We start from the raw sequence: 20,691 nt of genomic DNA, 5'->3' as shown, positions 1-20,691 counted from the left end.
TTAATAGGAGGCCAGATGGCCTCCTTTTTTACGCCCATAAAAAAACGCCTGCTATAAAAGCAGGCGTTAAAACAGGTCTGTAAGACAACATATTTGGTGCTTCACTCAACGTTGTGTCCATGGTGTCTGATGAGGCCGAAGCGACATCTGTCAGTGGACGATAAGCACCGTAAACGGCTCTGCGTCATTCCTGAGTTTATGAGGCCTTAAGGCGAACATAAGAGATGGAATGAGCATCTACACGCATATTATTGCATGTAATGTGCCAGGTTTACACGCAGAACTTTTACATCGCGCAACATTTTAAGATAAAAGGAAATTATGCTGTTAAGAACCGCCTGAAGCCATACAACATCGCGCTGAAGGCGGCGATATGTCGTCACCAGGAGACAGGTTAAGAGGTAAAATAATAAATTCTTTAATATTAACGGGTTATATGTCGCTGAATCGCGACAAGGATATAGAGTGTTGTCGGGGAAAGGCTACAGGATAAAAAACGCAGAAAACAAAAAACCCCGCCGAAGCGGGGTTCAAAATTGGTCGGCGAGAGAGGATTCGAACCTCCGACCCACTGGTCCCAAACCAGTTGCGCTACCAAGCTGCGCTACTCGCCGATGTACTGCTTTTTTGAATTTTTAGTTCAACTCATTAAAAGTCGTGGTGCGAGGGGGGGGACTTGAACCCCCACGTCCGTAAGAACACTAACACCTGAAGCTAGCGCGTCTACCAATTCCGCCACCTTCGCAATTCACAACTCTTTCAATAATGGGGTGGCTAATGGGATTCGAACCCACGACAACTGGAATCACAATCCAGGGCTCTACCAACTGAGCTATAGCCACCACTGTATTCTTTCACGCGGTTCTGACTACTTCTCAGACCACCGCAGCTCTAGCGCCGGCACTAAAATGGCGCGCCCGACAGGATTCGAACCTGAGACCTCTGCCTCCGGAGGGCAGCGCTCTATCCAGCTGAGCTACGGGCGCTTAGCGCCGTTGCGGGGCTGGATATTACGTACCTCCGTCCCCGCTGTCTAGTGCTTTTTTGAAAAAAATGCGCGTTTGGTTATGGTTTGCACATTTTGCCGCTTATTCCTCCACTTTATGGGCGGAGCCACGGCGGCCCAGGCCAAAAAGTTTATATGCAGCTGTGACGGCAGCCAGGAAGATCATCCCGACAAACAGCGACATGCGGGTATCTTCATTAAAGTACATTCCAATTAATACGCAAATCAGGAACGCCATCGTCAAATAGTTCGCATACGGGAACAGAATGGAGCGGAACGGATGGCTGGCGATCGCTTTTTTGTGCGCCTGTCGGAAACGCAGCTGGCTAATCAAAATGACAAACCACGGTACCATTCCCGGCAGCACGCTGGCGCTATAGACGTAAACAAACACGCGCTGCGGATTCGGGATGATGTAGTTCAGGCAAGAGCCAATCAGCAGAATCACAATCGACACCGCTACGCCCGCCACCGGTACACCCACGCGGGAGACTTTACCCATCACCGCCGGCAGCTGTTTGTTTTGCGAGAGCGCGTAAAGCATACGCCCGCAGCTGTACATCCCGCTGTTACAGCCGGAGAGCGCCGCCGTCAGCACCACAAAGTTGATAATGGCGGCCGCCGCCGTGATGCCAATCTTAGCGAAGGTTAAGACAAACGGGCTGCCGGTGGTGCCGATCTCGTTCCATGGGAAAATGGTCACGATAACGAAGATCGCGCCCACATAGAAAATCAGGATACGCCACAGCACCTTGCCTACCGCGCTACGCAGCGTGACCTGCGGGTTTTTCGCCTCACCTGCGGTAATGCCGATCAGCTCAACGCCCTGATAAGAGGCGACAACGATACAGAGTGCGGTCAGGAAGCCTTTCCAGCCGCCGGCAAAGAAGCCGCCGTGCCCGGTCAGGTTACCGAAACCAATCGCGTGCCCGCCGTTACCGAAACCAAAGAAGATGACACCCAGACCCACAACAATCATCACGATAATGGTGGTGACTTTGATCATCGCAAACCAGAACTCGATTTCACCGTAAAGGCGAACGGCGGCAAGGTTCGCCAGCGCCACAAGCCCTACGGCGATGAGCGCGGGTATCCACTGGGCCATCTCCGGGAACCAGAACTGCACGTAGACCCCGATGGCGGTGATCTCCGAAATCCCGACGGCCATCCACATAAACCAGTACGACCAGGCCGTGAGATAGCCAAAGAACGGGCTCATATAACGGTGGGCGTAAACGGCGAAAGAGCCCGTTACCGGCTCCAGAAACAACATTTCGCCCATTGAGCGCATGATGAAGAAGACGAACAGCCCGGCAATAATATACGCCAGCAGGACGGAAGGCCCCGCCCATTTCAGCGTGCTTGCCGAGCCCATAAACAGGCCAACGCCGATAGTCCCGCCCAGCGCGATCAATTCAATATGTCGAGCTTCCAGCCCACGCTGAAGCTCCGGTTTTTTCTCTGCCATAAATCCTCGGTTGTGTTTGCTGTTTCCCGACTTATTGCCGGGTATTGTTTTGAGGGGTACTGAAATACGGAGCGAATGGTTTCTTAAATTCTGGCAAATGGCAAACAATGCATTAAAAAAATGAATGCATTGTACAGAAATCCAGCAGTTTTACAGGGGGGGGTTGCAGCGCGAACAGCAGATCGCGCTGCATATTGATTACATTTTCCCGGTGTAGTGCCAGGCGAGGTAGCGCAGCAGACGAATCTGTCGTTTGATACGCGTCGGTTGAGAGAGCAGGCGGTAGAGCCACTCCAGCCCCAGGTTTTGCCAGACTTTGGGCGCCCGCTTAACGTGGCCGGTAAAGACGTCGTAGGTGCCGCCAACGCCCATATAGAGCGCATCCGGGCTGACCAGACGGCAATCGCGCATCAGAATTTCCTGCCGCGGCGACCCCATGGCGACAGTGACAATTTTCGCCCCGCTGTCGCGCACGCGCTCATATAACGCCTGGCGATCTTCCGGCCTGAAATAGCCATCCTGGCTGCCCACGATGTTAACATTCCACTGGCTACGCAGCTTTTGTTCGGTCTGCGCCAGCACCTCTGGTTTGCCGCCAATCAAAAATACCGGCGTGCCTTCAGCGCCTGCGCGTTCCATAAGTCGCTCCCAAAGGTCAGCACCCGCCACGCGAGACACATTAGCGTCAGGAAACTTTTTACGAATTGAACGCACCACGCTAATACCGTCGGCATATTTAAACTCCGCGGCTTCAATCAGGCTTTTCACTTCCGCATTATCTTCAACCGCCAGCATTTTTTCTGCGTTGATGGCCACCAGCGTGCCCGATTTCATCTGCCCGTCCGCGAACAGGAAATCCAGCGCGTGTTGCATGTCACGCCAGCCAATAAGCTGTAGCCCACGCAGCGCATAACGCGGGGCTGAAGTTGTATCCGTCATGATAATCCCTACTCAGACTTGCGACAGCGTTGTGCTGCCCTGTGGCTCACGTCTGTGCACAAGCCCTGCACTGTCAAACAACCAGTACAGCAGTTTTGCCAGCAGCAGACAGAGACCGAAAACGACCATAAAAAACACCACGCGTGAGACGAACGAATCCAGTCCCTCGCGCGCCAGAACGATCATATTGAAAATGGCACCGAAACAGAAACTGTGCAAAACAGCGGCTTTGTAGCGGTTGGTCTCTTCATTACCCAGCGTATATAGCCAGTCGAACCATTTTATTATCAGCCCGACCGCGATCGCGCCCGGCAGGATAAACCACGTTCCGCCCATCACTACCAGCGAGCCAATCAGGGTTGGGGAAATCGCCAGGCCCGAATGGTTGTTCAGCACTTCCCAGGTAAAGTAGTTCGCCGTGTTCAGGACAATACCGGGACGGTCAGGCCACAGCCACGTCGGTATAAAGACATAGAAATCGCGAACAATCGGCGCCAGCCCCTGGAATTCGATTTTGTCGTAGTTTTGCAGCAACAATGCCAGGTTTTCCCAGGGCGAGAAGGTGTCGCGCGTCAGATACAGGAAGGTATAAAACGCTTCGTCGCCCGCCACGTTCAGTCCGTAGCGCTTCAGCGCCAGCCAGAACATCCCCACAATGCCAAAGACGCCTGCCGCCGCCAGCATCCACAGCGAGATCCAACCGCGAATAATGCCGATAAACAGGAAAATCGCGAAGGCGATAATGATGTTGGCGCGGGTGCCGCCGACGATCATGTAGGTCAGAATGCCAAATGCGACGGTGCTGACCAGGAAGAACAGCCAGGCTTTGCTGTCCTGACGCAGGAAAAAGACCACCAGCATCGCCGGAATGAAGAAATAGAAGAAACGCTTGAGCGCGACGCCGGAGACTTCGGCGGAGAAAATCTGGCTATAGGACTGCAACTTAAACAGTAAAAAGCCGTTATGCATGAAGAAAATCGCCACGCTGACGAGGGCGATGGTCATCAGCATAACCCACGTCAGATGGGTTTCTACCCGGTTCATGGTAAACAGCGGACGACGGGGTGTGGTGTCTTTCGCCGCGCGCAGGCGCGTTTTATAGGTGACGTAATACACCGCGTAGAAGCAGGTCGCAGAGAGCAGCGTCTGCAACAAGATTTCCGGCGGAGCGACGCCAACATCAAAGCGGAACACGAGGATGCTGGTCAGCGGGAAGCCAAAGAAAAAGGTCAGCAAAAACAGCAGCGAGAAGAATACGTTGAAGTTAAAACGTACGCGCCGGAACTCAAACCAGGTGAGCGTGGCGATAAACAGCGTGCTCAGCAGCCAGACCACCAGCAAGCCGCTAAATTGCAACTGGCTCATGCGTTGTCTCCTGAAGCAATACGCAGCGCGCGGTGCCACGGCGTGAGATAGTTCGGGCTGAAAAAGTCGATGCTATTTTTATCCACCAGCGTGAGCTGACGCTGCGCTTCCCGTACCACCTCGACATTAAGCGTGTCAGAGGTAAACAGCACCGGAATATGCTGTTCGGCCATGTCCTGCCAGAACGGGTTTTCGCGGTTGAGCACGCACGGTACGCCCGCCTGAATCAGCAGACACAGCGTACCAATCCCCTGCTGACGGGCAAAGATGAAATAGCCCAGATCGCATTTTCGCAGCAGCGCGAGATAGTCATCAAATTCCAGCTTATCGCTGAGAATGTGCAGATTTTCCGCGCTAAACAGCGCAAGCCCCTGCTGGCGAACTTCATCGATGTAGGCGTCGTTATTGGCGGGATAGCCCATCGGCACCACCACGTTCACCGTATCGCCAAACTGCTGATGCACCGCCCGCAGCGCCGCGACATGCTCGTTACTGCGATCGCCGGAATTTCCCACCAGGATAGTCAGTTTACCCTCACGAACCGCGTCATTCGCCATGGTATTCAGTGCCGGATCCATACGGGTCGGAAAATAGAGCAGTTCCCCGCGAACCTTCGGGTGCTGTTTAGCAAAATAGTTGAGGTCGCCACGGGTAGCAAAAACGCAGCCCACGCGCGCCTGCGCCAGACGACGCAGCGGATAGAAAAGACGGAACTTCCAGCCGTGGGAGACTTCGTAGAGATCCGCTCCCCAGATATGCCAGCTGAACTGGGAAGGTTTTATCCCGCCGCTTAACAGCGCCAGCCACAGCCCGGTATTGAATTGTCCGTGGAAGAAGAAACGCTGGCTTCGGTCCGCTTTGGCTTTCGCGACAACGGCTTTGGTCAGGGCCGCTTTGTCTGGCCAGAAGGTGATGTGCAATGCCGGACACGCCGCGCTCAGGCCGTTATCGCGTCCAACGACCATAAACTCGCGCGCATCGGGCGTGCCGGATGCCAGTTCATCGTTGAAGAACCGCAGAACGCTCTGGTTATGATGCGGGATATCCGATCCCAGTATGTGTATCAGTGCAGTCATGCGCGTTTACGCCAAAGTAAAAATACGCCGCAACAGGCAGCGAAATAAACGATATAAGTTGCCATATAGGCCTGAGCCGCCCCCAGCGCACCGTGGGTGGGGATCAGCCAGTGAGAAAATGCCGTCAGCAGCGCAAACTGGCCGATCTCTGCCAGGATATACAACCGCAGCGAAGCCTTCGCAATCACCAGATAGCCGAAAACGTATGCCCCCACTTTCAGCACATCGCCGACCAGTTGCCAGGCAAACAGATCGCGCATGGCGGTAAACTTCGCCGAAAACAGCAGCCAGATGGCGAAATCACGCAGTAACCAGACGGTAAAGCTGGCGATCGCAACCGCCGGCAATACAAAACGCAGGGAGCGAAAAATCTCGCGGGTAATATCCTGCCTGGAAGTCAGGCGCGATAAGGTTGGCAGTAAATAGACGCTAAAGGAAGCCGTAATAAATTGGAGGTAAGCATCTGAAATGCTGCTCACGCCCTGCCAGATCCCCACTTCATCCCAGCTGTAATGCGCTGCCAGCAGGTTTCGCATCATCACGTAGGCAACGGGAAGCGTTACCGAAGTGATGAGCGCCATCAGGGTAAACTTTCCTAGCTGCCCCGCCAGCATCTTGTCCCACTGCGGTTTCAGGTAATTCAGCGGGACATTGCCTCTGCGCATCAGCATAAACGCTGCCGGAATGACAACGAGCGCAGGCACCAGCGCCAGCCCCAGCAGCGCGCCTTCATAGCCGCCCAGCCGATAGCAAAAGTAGTAGGCGATAACGCCGATGATGCTGCCGAGGATCAGCGCCAGCGCATTCCCGGCGGCATCACGGAAGCCTTTCATCAGCGCCAGCAGCAGGTTTGCCCAGGCGATCCCCATCTGAACGAGCGCCACCAGGCGCACCAGCCCCTGATAATGCGTGTGTCCGAACAGCCCCTGGCTGATGGGTGCCGCCGCCAGCAAAAAGACGACGGCCAGCAACGTAGAGAAGCCCAGCACCATAGCAGAAGAGGTGCCCACCACCGTGCGGAGCTTTTCGGCATCGTCATGATGCTGCGCGACGTATTTGGTGACGCCATTGAATATCCCGGCACCCGCCAGCACGCCAAGCACCGTGACCAGCTGGCGGAAGTTCCCTGCCAGCCCAACGCCTGACGGACCAAATGAGACGGCCAGCAGCTTGACGACCAGTAACCCGGCGCCAATTTTTACAAGCGTGGACGCTGCCGTCCACACCGACGCTTTTGCCAGAGACATATCAGGCGAAATAACTCAGAAGCGAATTGATCACCGTACGCTGGTTCACCGGCGCGAGGTTGTAGAACAGGGGCAGGCGGAGCAGACGTTCGCTCTCTTTGGTGGTGTAGCGGTCTTCACCGGCAAACATCCCGAAGGCTTCGCCAGCCGGGCTGGAGTGCAGCGGAATATAGTGGAATACCGCCATAATTTCCGCCTCTTTCAGCCAGGCAATCAGCTTGCTGCGATCGTCGTTATCGCGCAGCTTGATATAGAACATGTGAGCGTTGTGGATACAGTCTGCCGGAATAGTCGGCAGTTCAATACGTCCGGCTTTTGCCAGCGGCTCCAGCGCGTCGTAGTAGGTTTGCCACAGGGAGAGGCGTTGCAGATTGATTCGCTCTGCCGCTTCCAGCTGCGCCCAGAGATACGCGGCCTGCAAATCCGCCATCAGGTAGCTTGAGCCGATATCGCGCCAGGTGTACTTATCCACCTGACCGCGGAAGAACTGGCTGCGGTTGGTCCCTTTTTCACGGATCACTTCCGCACGCTCCACCAGGGCACGATCGTTAATCAGCGTCGCGCCGCCTTCTCCGCCTGCGGTGTAGTTTTTGGTTTCGTGGAAGCTAAAGCAGCCGATATGACCAATGGTGCCCAGCGCGCGCCCTTTGTAGGTGGACATCACGCCCTGCGCGGCGTCTTCCACCACAAACAGGTTGTGCTTTTTAGCGATGGCCATGATGGTGTCCATCTCACAGGCCACGCCCGCGTAATGCACCGGCACAATCGCCCGCGTTTTATCGGTGACCGCCGCTTCAATCAGCGTTTCGTCGATGTTCATAGTATCCGGACGGATATCCACAAACACGATTTTCGCCCCGCGCAGGACAAACGCGTTCGCCGTGGATACGAAGGTGTAGCTCGGCATGATCACTTCATCACCGGGCTGGATATCCAGCAACAGCGCCGCCATCTCAAGCGATGCGGTACAGGACGGCGTCAGCAGTACCTTGGCACTGTGAAAACGTTGCTCCATCCACTGCTGGCAGCGGCGGGTAAAACCGCCATCGCCACAGAGCTTGCCGCTGCCCATAGCAGACTGCATGTAATCAAGTTCAGTGCCCACAACGGGAGGCGCGTTAAATGGAATCATCTTGTCACCTGTATAACCAGTAGGCGGTGGCGTCGATGCTGGCACCACTCGCAATATAACGTTTAAGCGCAGCGGTGTTGCCCATCTGGGTTGCGACCCGCAGCGTCGATACCTGTTGTTGCTCCGCCCAGTGCAGCGCCGCCTGCATGAGTTTCTCGCCCATGCCGCGCCCGGCTAACAAACCGATGCGCGCCTCGTGCTCGTTGAGCCTGCGAAGCGAAACAAAACCCTGAATCTGCCCCCCGGCAGTACGGAACACCAGACAGACGTGGTCAAACGTGCCTTTGACCGCATTCTCTATCCACTGGGCATAAAAGCGGCCGCTGTCATCGGGCGCATACCAGGGCGCCCGGAAACGGCTCTGAGCGAAGGCCAGCGCCGCCATCTTACGCAGCGCGGGGATATCCTGCTCCGTTGCAATTTCCGCGCCCGGTGAGGCGTGGAGAGCCACGGTAACAGAGAGATCAACCTCACCCTCGACCAGCCGGAATCCGTGCTGCTGGAGGGCGTCCAGCAGATCGGCGCGGTCCGCCGGGATCTTAGCCTGTACGCGCTGCCAGGCGCTGAAATCTGCTTCCTGCAACGCAGGGGCATTGTCGCGCAGACGCACTATCGCTGAGGGACGCGCAAAGAATGCGCTTTCCCACTCAAGGGCCTCCAGCACGCCGTTGAGGATACTCAACGCCACACGCCTTTGGTATCAACAACATACTGCTGACGTACGGCATCACCGGAAACCGCTTTGAACGCATTGTGATCCACCAGCAGCACCAGCACATCCGCCGTCGCCAGCGCGTCATCCAGGGCGGTAAGGGTGCAGTGACCGGCAAGTTTTGCCGGCAGCGCATGAATATTCGGCTCAACCACCAGCGTTTCACCGCTGTGCCAGGCAGCGATCATTTCGGCAATTTCCATCGCCGGGCTTTCGCGCAGATCGTCAATATTCGGTTTGAATGCCAGACCAAAGCAGGCAATTTTCAGCTCACTGGCGCGTTTGCCGCTGTCGGCCAGGCAATCCGCGACCGTGGCTTTGACCTGGTTGATAACCCAGTGCGGTTTGTGGTCGTTTACTTCGCGCGCGGTGCGAATCAGGCGTGCCTGTTCCGGGTTCTGCGCCACGATAAACCACGGATCGACCGCGATGCAGTGCCCACCCACGCCCGGCCCCGGCTGAAGGATGTTCACGCGGGGGTGACGGTTGGCAAGACGAATAAGTTCCCAGACGTTAATCCCCTGATCGGCGCAAATCAACGACAGTTCATTCGCAAACGCGATGTTAACGTCGCGGAAGCTATTTTCGGTCAGTTTGCACATCTCGGCGGTGCGGGAGTTGGTCACCACACATTCGCCTTCAAGGAAAATTTTATACAGCTCGCTGGCGCGCGCGGAGCAGACTGGCGTCATGCCGCCAATCACGCGGTCGTTTTTAATCAGTTCCACCATCACCTGGCCTGGCAGTACGCGCTCAGGGCAGTAGGCGATATTGATATCGGCCTGGTCGCCCGCCTGCTGCGGGAAGCTGAGATCGGGACGCGCCTCGGCCAGCCACTGCGCCATCTGCTCAGTAGCCCCAACAGGTGAAGTGGACTCAAGAATAACCAGCGCCCCTTTCTTCAGCACAGGCGCAATGGATTTTGCTGCCGCCTCGACGTAAACCATGTCAGGCTCATGATCGCCTTTAAAGGGCGTTGGAACCGCAATCAGGTACGCATCGGCTTCTACCGGCGTGGTGCTGGCGCGCAGGAAGCCACCGTCCACCGCCTTTTTCACCACACGATCGAGATCGGGCTCCACGATATGAATTTCGCCACGGTTAATGGTTTCCACCGCGTGCGCGTTGATATCTACGCCAACGACCTGCTTTTGACGAGAGGCAAAGGCCGCCGCAGTAGGCAGCCCGATATAGCCAAGACCAACAACAGAGATGGTAGAAAAACTCATAGCGTTACCCGATTGTGTTTAAGTGCGTGCAAAATACGACCACAAGCCTGCCCGTCACCGTACGGATTGTGGGCCCGGCTCATCGCCTGATACTCTTCATCGTCATGCAGTAAGCGCGTGACCTCTTCGACAATACGACGCGGATCCGTTCCCACCAGACGCACGGTACCGGCAGTAACCGCTTCCGGGCGTTCGGTGGTTTCGCGCATCACCAGTACCGGCTTACCGAGGGAGGGCGCCTCTTCCTGAATGCCGCCAGAATCGGTCAGGATCAGCCAGGCGTGGTTCATCAGCCAGACAAATGGCAAATAGTCCTGCGGCTCGATCAGGAGCACGTTTTCCACGTGGCCCAGGATACGGTTGACCGGTTCGCTGACGTTCGGGTTGAGGTGCACCGGATAGACAATCTGCACATCCTCGTTCTGCGCGGCGATTTCAGCGAGCGCGTGGCATATTTGCTCAAAGCCACGGCCAAAGCTTTCGCGGCGGTGGCCCGTCACCAGAATCGTTTTCTTGCCGTTATTCAGGAACGGATAGCGCGCAGCAAGTTCTGCCTGAAGCTCGCTGTTAGCCAGCACGCGGTCACGCACCCAAATCAGCGCATCAATGACCGTATTGCCGGTGACGAAGATCTTGCTGTCGCTGATATTTTCGCGCAGCAGGTTCTGACGTGAGTTCTCGGTTGGCGCAAAATGGTACATCGCCAGGTGACCGGTGAGCGTACGGTTGGCCTCTTCCGGCCACGGGGAATAGAGATTGCCGGTACGCAGACCCGCTTCAATATGACCAACGGGGATACGCTGATAGAACGCGGCCAGGCTGGTCGCCACGGTGGTGGTGGTGTCGCCGTGCACCAGCACCACATCCGGCTTGAACGACTCCAGAATAGGCTTTAATTCTTGCAGAATACGGCAGGTGATTTCCGTCAGTCCCTGTCCCGGTTTCATTATATTGAGATCGTAATCCGGGACGATAGAAAAGAGGGTTAAGACCTGATCGAGCATCTCACGGTGCTGGGCAGTCACGCACACTTTCGCTTCAATATCAGGATCTCTGGCCAGCGCATGAACCAGAGGCGCCATCTTGATGGCCTCCGGCCTGGTGCCAAATACGGTTAGTACTTTCACATCGATTCTCTTCGATTAGACGATGAAGGCCGCAGCCTTCATCGTAGACGGCGTTCTTAGTTTGTGCGGCGACGCAATAACGCTACGCCAGCGCCAGTCAGTGCGCCCACAATCCCCCACATGATCATCAGGAATGCGCGACGCGGACTATCGCGTTTTACAGGCTCTTCAGGCGTTCTTAAATAACGATAGGTCTGAAAACGCGGGTCCAGCGTTGGACCGACGTTGAGCGTATTGAGCATGGCGCGGTTTTGGTCGTAATCAAGGTCAAAGTCAGGGCCAACGGCCTGGATATTTTCCAGACGTGCCTGAAGCATTGGGCGACCAAGAAGGAACATTTCTGAATCCGGGAGTTCGTCAGCCGGAACATCCGTTTCGCTACGGGAAATATTGTGCTGTTCCGCAATCTTCAGCGCCTGCTCAATATTATGTACGCGACGGGCGAAGATAGCCTTAGCGACCTCTTCCTGACGTTTGACCTGCGCTTTCATCTGAATAGTACGCGCAGCCCAGGCGCCTTTCAGCTCGTCATTCAGATGACTGGCCGCGCGCTGGCTGGCAAAAGCAACGTACTGACGCAACAGGTTATTGGCGTCCGGCGCCGTTTCCGCAATCAGCTTCACGCTGTCGCTAACGTTACGGAGCACATCGCCAGGCATAAACTGAATGTTATTAATCAGGTCATCCAGCAGCGCGGCATCCGCTTTGCTGTTACCGACCATGCGCTGCTTGTAGTAGTCCGTCTGGGACCAGAAATCGCGACGTGTATCCCACGACGCCAGCTGCATCACAAACTCTTTGTAGGATTCATCCATCACCGAAGCCTGATCCGGGGTCGCCAGATTGGCCTTGATATCAAGATTACGCAGGAATTGCTGCTGGGAGTAGTAGCCTCCAAGCATATTCACCGTTGGTCGGTCTGTGATCGCCGTGGCGCTCCACTCTTGTTTTGCAAAGAAGGTGTAGGCAAGCGCTAACAGCGCGAACCCCAGGGCAATCCCCACAATCCACAGTTTGCCCTGCCATAACACGCGAAACAAACCACGAATATCCAGCTCGTTCTCAGTGCCCACTGATTTCGCTCCCGCCAACGGTTGAGTCATCATAGTCCCGGTTTTACTTAGTTAATGTTGTGTTTTTGCCACTGTTCCGACGCATCCTGCGTTTTAAACGTTTAATAAAACGCGCGACTTTCCATGCACGCTTGATGCAGTAACCGTACATGAAAAATGCTAGCAAGAATAATACCAACATTACCCATTCAGGAATGAAATGTGCGTATTCCGCGGCTACGCCAATCGCAGCCAGAATAGCAGCCGCAAGCGTAATCAACACAAATGCCTGACGAGACGTGAAGCCGGCGCGCATAATCAGGTGATGAATATGCTGCCGATCGGCAGAAAACGGGCTCATCCCTTTACGCAGACGGCGGTACATTATAGCGACCATGTCCATCAGCGGGATGGCGATAATCCAGAGAGCCGTTACCGGGCTGATAGGGTGAGTTTTACCCTGCGTAGTTTCCAACAAGATCCAGATAATAGTGAAACCAATCAATGTGCTACCCGCGTCGCCCATAAAGACTTTATAGCGACGGCCCAGCGCCCCAAGATTTAACAGGATGTAGGGTAGAATGGCCGCAATCATGGCGAAACACCACATTGCCAGGCTGTATTGACTATCAAACCATAGGATAATGCCAATAGCAGCAAATGAGACACAAGATAATCCGCCCAATAAACCATCTATCCCATCGACCATATTAAAGGCATTGATTGAAACCCATACGGCAAAGAGTGTGAGGAAGTAACCAAATGGTCCGAGCACCATCTCCCAGGAACCAAAAATGTAACCAAGGCTGCTCAAGTGAAGTTTTGCTGCCACCATCATGGCAATACCAACAGCAGCCTGTACGAGAGCTCGAATTTTTACACTGATATCGTAACGATCATCCAGTGCCCCCACAATAACCAGAACCGCCGCGCAGCTGAGGTATAACCTTGCATGAGGGATATAGTAATCAGCGATAGCAAAAGTGAAACAGACACCTGCAAAAACGGAGATACCACCCACCAAGGGGATCATACCCTGATGCCGTTTACGAAAATTGGGTTTATCCACTAACCCCAGATACTTTGCCACCTTGCGCGCGAAAAAAAGAAAGCAAGTAGTAAACAAAAAAATACTGGTTAGTTCAGCAAACGTATCGAATAGGTTCACAATGGATGTTCTCAACATATGTTAGTCAAAGAAGTATAACCATGATGGCATCAAGCCAGAAGGCATAAAGCATACCTCTTGCGACCCATTTGTTTATTATTCAAGCTATTAATATTTTTACTGTGCGAATTATCTCATTCTCGCACCGACCGGTCAAAATTGGGAGTGTATGGTAATAGCGTATAGTCCATAAATAAAAAACGCCACGTAAAAACGTGGCGTTTACTGGGATTATTTGCGTTACGAGCGTTTCATCATGTCGAAGAAATCGTCGTTCGTTTTGGTCATCGCCAGTTTGTTAATGAGGAATTCCATTGCGTCGATTTCGCCCATTGGATGGATGATTTTACGCAGGATCCACATTTTCTGAAGCTCTTCCTGAGTGGTAAGCAGCTCTTCTTTACGGGTACCGGAACGGTTGTAGTCGATCGCCGGGAAGACGCGTTTTTCTGCGATTTTACGAGAAAGGTGCAGTTCCATGTTGCCTGTACCTTTAAACTCTTCGTAGATAACTTCGTCCATTTTGGAGCCGGTATCGATCAGCGCCGTCGCGATAATGGTCAGGCTACCGCCCTCTTCCACGTTACGCGCCGCACCGAAGAAACGCTTCGGACGATGCAGGGCGTTAGCATCCACACCACCGGTCAGTACTTTACCGGAAGCCGGCACCACGGTGTTGTAGGCACGCGCCAGACGGGTAATGGAGTCGAGCAGGATGATCACGTCTTTCTTGTGCTCAACCAGGCGTTTCGCCTTCTCGATGACCATTTCCGCAACCTGAACGTGGCGAGAAGCAGGCTCGTCGAAGGTAGACGCAACCACTTCCCCTTTCACCAGACGCTGCATCTCGGTTACTTCTTCCGGACGTTCGTCAATCAGCAGCACCATCAGCACACAGTCTGGATGGTTGTAAGCAATGCTCTGCGCGATGTTTTGCAGCAGCATGGTTTTACCGGCTTTTGGCGGCGCCACAATCAGACCACGCTGGCCACGACCAATTGGCGATGCCAGATCCAGCACACGAGCGGTTAAGTCTTCAGTAGACCCGTTACCACGCTCCATGCGCAGACGAGAGTTAGCGTGCAGCGGCGTTAAGTTCTCGAACAGGATCTTATTGCGGGAGTTTTCCGGTTTGTCGTAGTTAACTTCGTTAACCTTCAACAGCGCAAAGTAGCGTTCACCCTCTTTTGGAGGACGAATCTTACCTGAAATGGTGTCACCAGTGCGGAGGTTGAAACGGCGGATTTGGCTAGGGGATACGTAGATGTCGTCAGGGCCGGCGAGGTAGGAGCTGTCTGCGGAGCGGAGGAAACCAAATCCGTCTTGCAGTATCTCCAGCACACCGTCGCCAAAGATATCTTCGCCACTCTTAGCGTGCTGCTTCAGGATGGCGAAAATGATGTCCTGCTTGCGCATACGAGCCTGGTTTTCCAGTCCCATATTTTCGCCGAGAGTGATCAGCTCAGAAACCGGCGTATTCTTTAATTCGGTAAGATTCATAATGGTGTGGGTTCTTAAACTCGGGGTGATTCTCGAACTTAATGTTGTGAATGGTATGGCAGGGTCATCCATGCCTGTTTAGCGGCCATCACCTCATGTCTGTTCGCTGTCTGGTCACAGGGAAAGAACGCAGAACTGAAACGACAAGACGGATTGAGTGACAAGCCCGGAATCTAGCAACTTCACGCACTGTTTAAGTTAACAACGGGAAGTATCGGGTAAAACAAGATTCAAACAACAAGATATGTTTAAAACGTAGTCATAGCTAACTTAGCACGACTAAAGCCGGGCGTCCAGAGCTCGCCGTTAATTAGGCGTTCTGGACGCTCAGCTGAGAAACCTTACGCCAGGTTAGCGTCCAGGAACTCTTTCAGTTGACCTTTGGACAGTGCGCCCACTTTGGTCGCCGCCACGTCACCGTTCTTGAACAGCAGCAGGGTCGGGATGCCACGGATACCGTATTTTGGCGCGGTGCCCGGGTTCTGGTCGATGTTCAGCTTGGCAACGGTCAGTTTGCCCTGATATTCGTCAGCGATTTCATCCAGAATCGGAGCGATCATTTTGCAAGGACCACACCATTCAGCCCAGAAATCAACGAGGATCAGCCCGTCAGCTTTAAGTACGTCCGTGTCAAAACTGTCGTCAGTCAGGTGAATAATTTTATCGCTCATATATAACTCCACAGGAATAAGCCTGGTACGTTGGTTTTGTCTCCACCAACGACGTGTTGATGTCGCATTAACCAACTAAAGGTTGACTTTATTTCACCGGATACGCTTTCGTAAAGCAATAGTAAGCTGATATTCTACCACACTATGAGCAAAACACATTTAACAGAACAGAAGTTTTCCGACTTCGCCCTGCACCCAAAGGTTATCGAAGCCCTTGAAACTAAAGGGTTTCATAACTGCACGCCCATTCAGGCTCTCGCCCTGCCGCTGACGCTGGCCGGTCGCGACGTTGCAGGGCAGGCGCAAACCGGTACTGGCAAAACGATGGCGTTTTTAACGTCAACGTTTCATTATTTACTTTCTCACCCGGCGATTGCAGACCGCAAAGTTAACCAGCCGCGCGCGCTAATTATGGCCCCGACGCGAGAACTGGCGGTACAGATCCACGCAGACGCTGAGCCCCTGGCGCAAGCCACCGGCCTGAAACTTGGCCTGGCCTATGGCGGCGACGGCTACGATAAACAGCTGAAAGTGCTGGAAAGCGGCGTCGATATCCTGATTGGGACCACCGGCCGTCTTATCGACTACGCCAAACAGAACCATATCAACCTCGGCGCAATCCAGGTCGTGGTGCTGGATGAAGCAGACCGCATGTACGATCTGGGCTTCATTAAAGACATCCGCTGGCTGTTCCGCCGTATGCCTGCGGCAAACCAGCGTCTGAACATGCTGTTCTCCGCTACCCTGTCATACCGCGTACGTGAACTCGCATTCGAGCAGATGAACAATGCGGAATATGTGGAAGTAGAACCGGAGCAGAAAACCGGGCACCGCATTAAAGAAGAGCTCTTCTATCCTTCTAATGAAGAGAAAATGCGCCTGCTGCAAACCCTGATCGAAGAAGAGTGGCCGGATCGCGCGATTATCTTCGCGAACACTAAACACCGCTGTGAAGATATCTGGGGTCACCTGGCGGCAGATGGTCACCGTGTGGGCCTGCTGACCGGCGACGTGGCGCAGAAAAAACGCCTGCGCATTCTCGACGAATTTACTCGTGGCGACCTTGATATTCTGGTCGCGACCGACGTGGCGGCCCGTGGCCTGCACATTCCAGCCGTGACGCACGTCTTTAACTATGACCTGCCAGATGACTGTGAAGACTATGTACACCGTATCGGACGTACCGGTCGTGCCGGCGCAAGCGGTCACTCCATCAGCCTTGCGTGTGAAGAGTATGCGCTGAATCTTCCGGCCATTGAGACCTACATCGGTCACTCTATTCCACAGAGCAAATACAATCCGGACGCGCTGTTGAGCGAGCTGCCGCCACCTAAGCGCCTTACCCGTCCACGCTCCGGCAATGGTCCGCGTCGTTCCGGCGGTGCACCGCGTAATCGTCGTCGTTCAGGTTAAAAAATATGCTCAGCTCCACCTCGCTTTATGCGGCAATTGATCTCGGTTCGAATAGTTTTCATATGCTGGTTGTGCGCGAGGTGGCGGGAAGTATACAAACGCTGACGCGCATTAAGCGCAAGGTCCGCCTCGCGGCGGGCCTGAGCAGCGATAATCACCTCTCCCCGGAAGCCATGGAACGTGGCTGGCAGTGTCTGCGTCTGTTTGCAGAACGTTTGCAGGATATCCCGCTCAGTCAAATTCGCGTTGTTGCCACGGCGACCCTTCGTCTGGCGGTTAACGCTGGCGATTTCATTGCCAGAGCACAGGAAATTCTGGGCTGCCCGGTGCAGGTCATCAGCGGTGAAGAAGAAGCGCGTCTGATTTATCAGGGCGTGGCGCATACGACCGGCGGCGACGATCGTCGTCTGGTGGTCGATATCGGTGGCGCCAGTACTGAACTGGTCACGGGCACAGGCGCGCAGGCGACGTCACTGTTCAGCCTGTCGATGGGCTGTGTGACCTGGCTGGAACGCTACTTTACCGATCGAAACCTTGCCAAAGAGAATTTTGACGAGGCGGAAAACGCGGCGCGTGCGGTCCTGCGCCCGGTTATGGACGAACTGCGCTATCACGGCTGGAAAGTGTGTGTCGGCGCGTCCGGAACCGTTCAGGCGTTGCAGGAAATCATGATGGCACAGGGAATGGACGAGCGGATCACGCTTGCCAAACTCCAGCAGCTTAAACAGCGCGCCATCCAGTGTGGTCGTCTGGAAGAGCTTGAAATAGAAGGGCTGACGCTCGAACGCGCGCTGGTTTTCCCCAGTGGGCTCGCCATTCTGATCGCCATTTTTACTGAACTGAATATCCAGTGTATGACCCTGGCAGGCGGTGCGCTGCGCGAAGGTCTGGTCTACGGAATGCTGCACCAGTCGGTCGATCAGGACATCCGTAGCCGTACGCTGCGTAACGTTCAGCGCCGCTTTATTGTTGATATCGACCAGGCACACAGAGTGAGTCAACTGGCGTCACTGTTTGCCGATCAGGTGAAAAAAAGCTGGGATATTGAACCGTTAAGCCGCGATCTACTCCTAAGCGCCTGTGCGCTACATGAAATTGGTCTCAGCGTGGAGTACAAGCAGGCACCGCTGCACGCGGCCTGGCTGGTGCGTAATCTCGATTTACCGGGCTATACGCCCGCCCAGAAGAAGCTGCTGGCCACCCTGCTGCTAAATCAGACTAACGCCGTCGATCTCTCTTCCCTTCACCAGCAGAACGCTGTACCGCCGCGCGTGGCGGAGCATCTGTGTCGTCTGCTTCGCCTGGCGATCCTGTTTGCCAGCCGGCGTCGTGATGATTTGCTGCCAGCCATTACGCTGGCGGCAGACGATGAGAAACTGACGCTGACGCTACCGGAAAACTGGCTTGAGGATCATCCACTTGGGGCGGAACTGATTGAGCAGGAGTACCAGTGGCAGAGCTATGTGCACTGGGCGCTTGATGTGAAGTGACCCTTTGAAGCGTGCCGGGTGGCGGCTTCGCCTTACCCGGCCTGCAAATAGTTATCCCTTCTCTTTGGCTTTTGCCAGCATCGCGCGAATGTTTGCCACGTTTGCCTGCCCTTTGTGCATACGCTCTTCAGCGGTAATGACTTTACGCTCCTGCTCCCAGATAAGATCGTCCTGAGGCAACTCCAGCAGAAAACGGCTCGGCTCCGGGCGCACCAGCTCACCATACTGGCGGCGCTCTTTGCACAGCGTAAACGTCAGCTCTTTCTGCGCACGTGTGATCCCCACGTAGGCCAGACGGCGCTCTTCGTCGACGTTATCTTCATCAATGCTGCTCTGGTGCGGCAATAAGCCCTCTTCCATCCCCACCAGATAGACATAGGGGAACTCCAGCCCTTTCGAGGCATGTAACGTCATCAGCTGAACCTGATCGGCCTCTTCTTCGCTTTCGCCGCGCTCCATCATATCGCGCAGCGTGAAGCGGGTGACCACCTGCGTCAGGGTCATGGGCTCGTCAATCTCAGATCCTTCAAGCATTTCGGTCATCCAGCTGAAGAGCTGGTTAACGTTTTTCATCCGCATCTCGGCTGCTTTCGGGCTGGCAGAGGTTTCATACAACCAGGATTCGTAATCAATGCCGTGGATCAGATCGCGTACTGCCGCCACAGGCTCGCGCTCTGCCAGACGCTGCACCTCACCCAGCCAGTGGGTAAAGCGGGTTAAGGCGTCATAGCCGCGCCCGGTCAGGGTCTGGCTCAGCCCCATATCGAAGCTGGCGGTGAACAGGCTTTTGTTGCGGGTCATCGCCCATTCACCCAGTTTTTGCAGCGTCGCAGAGCCAATCTCGCGTTTCGGCGTATTCACGATGCGCAGGAAAGCGCTGTCGTCATCCGGGTTGGTCAGCACGCGCAGATAGGCCAGCAGATCCTTGATTTCGGGACGCGAAAAGAACGACGTACCGCCGGAGATTTTGTAGGGGATGCGGTTCTGCATCAGCACCTTTTCAAAGACGCGCGACTGGTGGTTTCCGCGATAGAGGATCGCGTAATCCTTGTATTCAGTTTTGTTGACGAAGTGATGGGCAATCAGCTCGCCCGTTACGCGCTCCGCTTCGTGCTCTTCGTTGTTGGCGCTGAGCACTTTCAGCTCGGTACCGTAACCCAGTTCGGAGAACAGGCGCTTCTCAAAGACGTGCGGGTTATTGGCAATCAGGATGTTCGCCGCTTTTAGGATGCGACCGGACGAACGGTAGTTCTGCTCCAGCTTAATCACCTGCAACGCCGGGAAATCTTTGCTCAGCAGCACCAGGTTTTGTGGTCGCGCGCCGCGCCAGGAGTAAATCGACTGGTCGTCGTCGCCTACCACAGTGAAACGCGCGCGTTGCCCTACCAGCAATTTCACCAGCTCGTACTGGCTGGTGTTGGTATCCTGGTATTCATCCACCAGCAGGTAACGGATTTTGTTCTGCCAGCGCTCGCGCACCTCTTCATTCCGCTGAAGCAGCAGCGTCGGCAACAGGATCAGATCGTCGAAATCCAGGACGTTACAGGCTTTCATATGCGCGTCGTACAGACCGTAGCAGTGGGCAAAGATGCGGTCGCGCTCGCCTTTGGCGCTTGCCGCTGCCTGGGCCGGCGTCATCAGATCGTTTTTCCAGTTCGAGATCGTCGAGATCAGCTGTTGCAACAGCACTTTGTCATCTTCGATCAGCCCTTCCGTCAGCTCTTTAAGCAGCGCCACCTGGTCGGTGTCATCAAAGAGAGAAAAGTTGGACTTCATGCCCAGCGCCGCGTATTCGCGCTTGATAATATCCAGACCCAGCGTGTGGAAGGTGGAGATCATCAGCCCGCGCGCCTCTTTACGGCCCAGCGTCTGGCCGACGCGCTCTTTCATCTCACGCGCCGCTTTGTTGGTAAAGGTGACCGCCGCGATATGGCGCGCCTGGTATCCACAACCCCGAATTAAGTGGGCGATTTTGTTGGTGATCACGCGTGTTTTACCGGATCCCGCTCCCGCCAGCACCAGGCAGGGTCCGGTGACGAATTCGACAGCTTGTTGTTGTCCGGGGTTTAAACGCATAAATGGTCACTCAATGAAAG

General features: G+C 54.7%; 16 protein-coding genes and 4 tRNA genes. 2 read left to right on the top strand and 18 right to left on the bottom strand.

The features are described from left to right. Nucleotides 1-537 precede the first annotated feature (537 nt). From ACQG0T_RS00990 to trxA, 17 genes are all read right to left on the bottom strand, one after another. A tRNA-Pro gene (locus ACQG0T_RS00990) sits at nucleotides 538-614 on the bottom strand. Between the two features lie 44 nt (nucleotides 615-658). Further along, nucleotides 659-745: transfer RNA gene (locus ACQG0T_RS00985), tRNA-Leu, on the bottom strand. 21 nt (nucleotides 746-766) lie between these two features. Further along, a tRNA-His gene (locus ACQG0T_RS00980) sits at nucleotides 767-842 on the bottom strand. 67 nt (nucleotides 843-909) lie between these two features. Next, a tRNA-Arg gene (locus tag ACQG0T_RS00975) sits at nucleotides 910-986 on the bottom strand. A 102-nt stretch (nucleotides 987-1,088) separates the two neighbouring features. Beyond that, nucleotides 1,089-2,474, bottom strand: coding sequence for a bifunctional threonine/serine APC transporter ThrP (thrP, locus tag ACQG0T_RS00970; RefSeq protein ID WP_017693946.1), 1,386 nt, complete (start codon nucleotides 2,472-2,474; stop codon nucleotides 1,089-1,091). Nucleotides 2,475-2,672: 198 nt separating this feature from the next. Further along, on the bottom strand, nucleotides 2,673-3,413 hold the full coding sequence (gene wecG / locus ACQG0T_RS00965; RefSeq protein WP_015570015.1) for a lipopolysaccharide N-acetylmannosaminouronosyltransferase: 741 nt from the start codon (nucleotides 3,411-3,413) through the stop codon (nucleotides 2,673-2,675). A gap of 12 nt (nucleotides 3,414-3,425) precedes the next feature. Continuing rightward, nucleotides 3,426-4,778 carry an ECA oligosaccharide polymerase gene (gene wzyE / locus ACQG0T_RS00960; RefSeq protein ID WP_017383595.1) on the bottom strand — a complete coding sequence of 451 codons (1,353 nt, stop codon included), beginning with the start codon at nucleotides 4,776-4,778 and terminating at the stop codon, nucleotides 3,426-3,428. Beyond that, nucleotides 4,775-5,854 (bottom strand): TDP-N-acetylfucosamine:lipid II N-acetylfucosaminyltransferase, encoded by a 1,080-nt coding sequence (locus tag ACQG0T_RS00955; RefSeq protein ID WP_271040513.1) that lies wholly within the window; start codon nucleotides 5,852-5,854, stop codon nucleotides 4,775-4,777. Before ACQG0T_RS00955 ends, wzyE begins: the two co-directional genes overlap by 4 nt. Beyond that, on the bottom strand, nucleotides 5,851-7,101 hold the full coding sequence (gene wzxE, locus ACQG0T_RS00950) for a lipid III flippase WzxE (RefSeq protein WP_017383597.1): 1,251 nt from the start codon (nucleotides 7,099-7,101) through the stop codon (nucleotides 5,851-5,853). Before wzxE ends, ACQG0T_RS00955 begins: the two co-directional genes overlap by 4 nt. A 1-nt stretch (nucleotide 7,102) precedes the next feature. Beyond that, nucleotides 7,103-8,233 carry a dTDP-4-amino-4,6-dideoxygalactose transaminase gene (gene rffA, locus ACQG0T_RS00945; protein ID WP_015570019.1) on the bottom strand — a complete coding sequence of 377 codons (1,131 nt, stop codon included), beginning with the start codon at nucleotides 8,231-8,233 and terminating at the stop codon, nucleotides 7,103-7,105. 4 nt (nucleotides 8,234-8,237) lie between these two features. After that, nucleotides 8,238-8,915: a dTDP-4-amino-4,6-dideoxy-D-galactose acyltransferase gene (rffC, locus tag ACQG0T_RS00940; protein ID WP_032620667.1), complete on the bottom strand. Its 678-nt coding sequence runs from the start codon at nucleotides 8,913-8,915 to the stop codon at nucleotides 8,238-8,240. After that, nucleotides 8,912-10,174 carry a UDP-N-acetyl-D-mannosamine dehydrogenase gene (wecC, locus tag ACQG0T_RS00935; RefSeq protein WP_015570020.1) on the bottom strand — a complete coding sequence of 421 codons (1,263 nt, stop codon included), beginning with the start codon at nucleotides 10,172-10,174 and terminating at the stop codon, nucleotides 8,912-8,914. The genes rffC and wecC overlap by 4 nt, the downstream gene beginning before the upstream one ends. After that, nucleotides 10,171-11,301, bottom strand: coding sequence for a non-hydrolyzing UDP-N-acetylglucosamine 2-epimerase (wecB, locus tag ACQG0T_RS00930; RefSeq protein WP_006812390.1), 1,131 nt, complete (start codon nucleotides 11,299-11,301; stop codon nucleotides 10,171-10,173). Before wecB ends, wecC begins: the two co-directional genes overlap by 4 nt. Before the next feature lie 56 nt (nucleotides 11,302-11,357). Further along, nucleotides 11,358-12,404 (bottom strand): ECA polysaccharide chain length modulation protein, encoded by a 1,047-nt coding sequence (wzzE, locus tag ACQG0T_RS00925; protein WP_017693953.1) that lies wholly within the window; start codon nucleotides 12,402-12,404, stop codon nucleotides 11,358-11,360. A 13-nt stretch (nucleotides 12,405-12,417) separates the two neighbouring features. Continuing rightward, the gene (gene wecA / locus ACQG0T_RS00920) at nucleotides 12,418-13,539 is read right to left on the bottom strand and encodes a UDP-N-acetylglucosamine--undecaprenyl-phosphate N-acetylglucosaminephosphotransferase (RefSeq protein WP_045324788.1); all 1,122 of its coding nucleotides are present in this window, start codon (nucleotides 13,537-13,539) and stop codon (nucleotides 12,418-12,420) included. 222 nt (nucleotides 13,540-13,761) lie between these two features. Further along, a complete protein-coding gene (rho, locus tag ACQG0T_RS00915; protein WP_001054528.1) occupies nucleotides 13,762-15,021 on the bottom strand; it encodes a transcription termination factor Rho in 1,260 nt (419 codons plus the stop codon). A gap of 341 nt (nucleotides 15,022-15,362) precedes the next feature. After that, nucleotides 15,363-15,692: a thioredoxin TrxA gene (gene trxA, locus ACQG0T_RS00910; RefSeq protein ID WP_006812392.1), complete on the bottom strand. Its 330-nt coding sequence runs from the start codon at nucleotides 15,690-15,692 to the stop codon at nucleotides 15,363-15,365. A gap of 144 nt (nucleotides 15,693-15,836) precedes the next feature. Here trxA and rhlB point away from each other — a divergent pair, with 144 nt between their 5' ends. Together rhlB and gppA are read left to right on the top strand one after the other, a co-directional pair. Continuing rightward, a complete protein-coding gene (gene rhlB / locus ACQG0T_RS00905; protein WP_006812393.1) occupies nucleotides 15,837-17,105 on the top strand; it encodes an ATP-dependent RNA helicase RhlB in 1,269 nt (422 codons plus the stop codon). Between the two features lie 5 nt (nucleotides 17,106-17,110). After that, entirely contained in the window at nucleotides 17,111-18,595 is a 1,485-nt protein-coding gene (gene gppA / locus ACQG0T_RS00900; RefSeq protein ID WP_017383602.1) for a guanosine-5'-triphosphate,3'-diphosphate diphosphatase, read from the top strand. 51 nt (nucleotides 18,596-18,646) lie between these two features. Here the strand turns inward: gppA and rep are convergent, their stop codons facing one another. Beyond that, nucleotides 18,647-20,671 (bottom strand): DNA helicase Rep, encoded by a 2,025-nt coding sequence (gene rep / locus ACQG0T_RS00895; RefSeq protein WP_271040512.1) that lies wholly within the window; start codon nucleotides 20,669-20,671, stop codon nucleotides 18,647-18,649. Nucleotides 20,672-20,691 lie beyond the last annotated feature (20 nt).

Source organism: Enterobacter cloacae complex sp. 302F9 (genome assembly GCF_050030335.1).
GTDB classification, from domain to species: Bacteria; Pseudomonadota; Gammaproteobacteria; order Enterobacterales; family Enterobacteriaceae; genus Enterobacter; species Enterobacter hormaechei_C.
The sequence above is the reverse complement of the archived record's forward strand: the minus strand, read 5'-3'. Positions and strand labels throughout refer to the sequence as shown.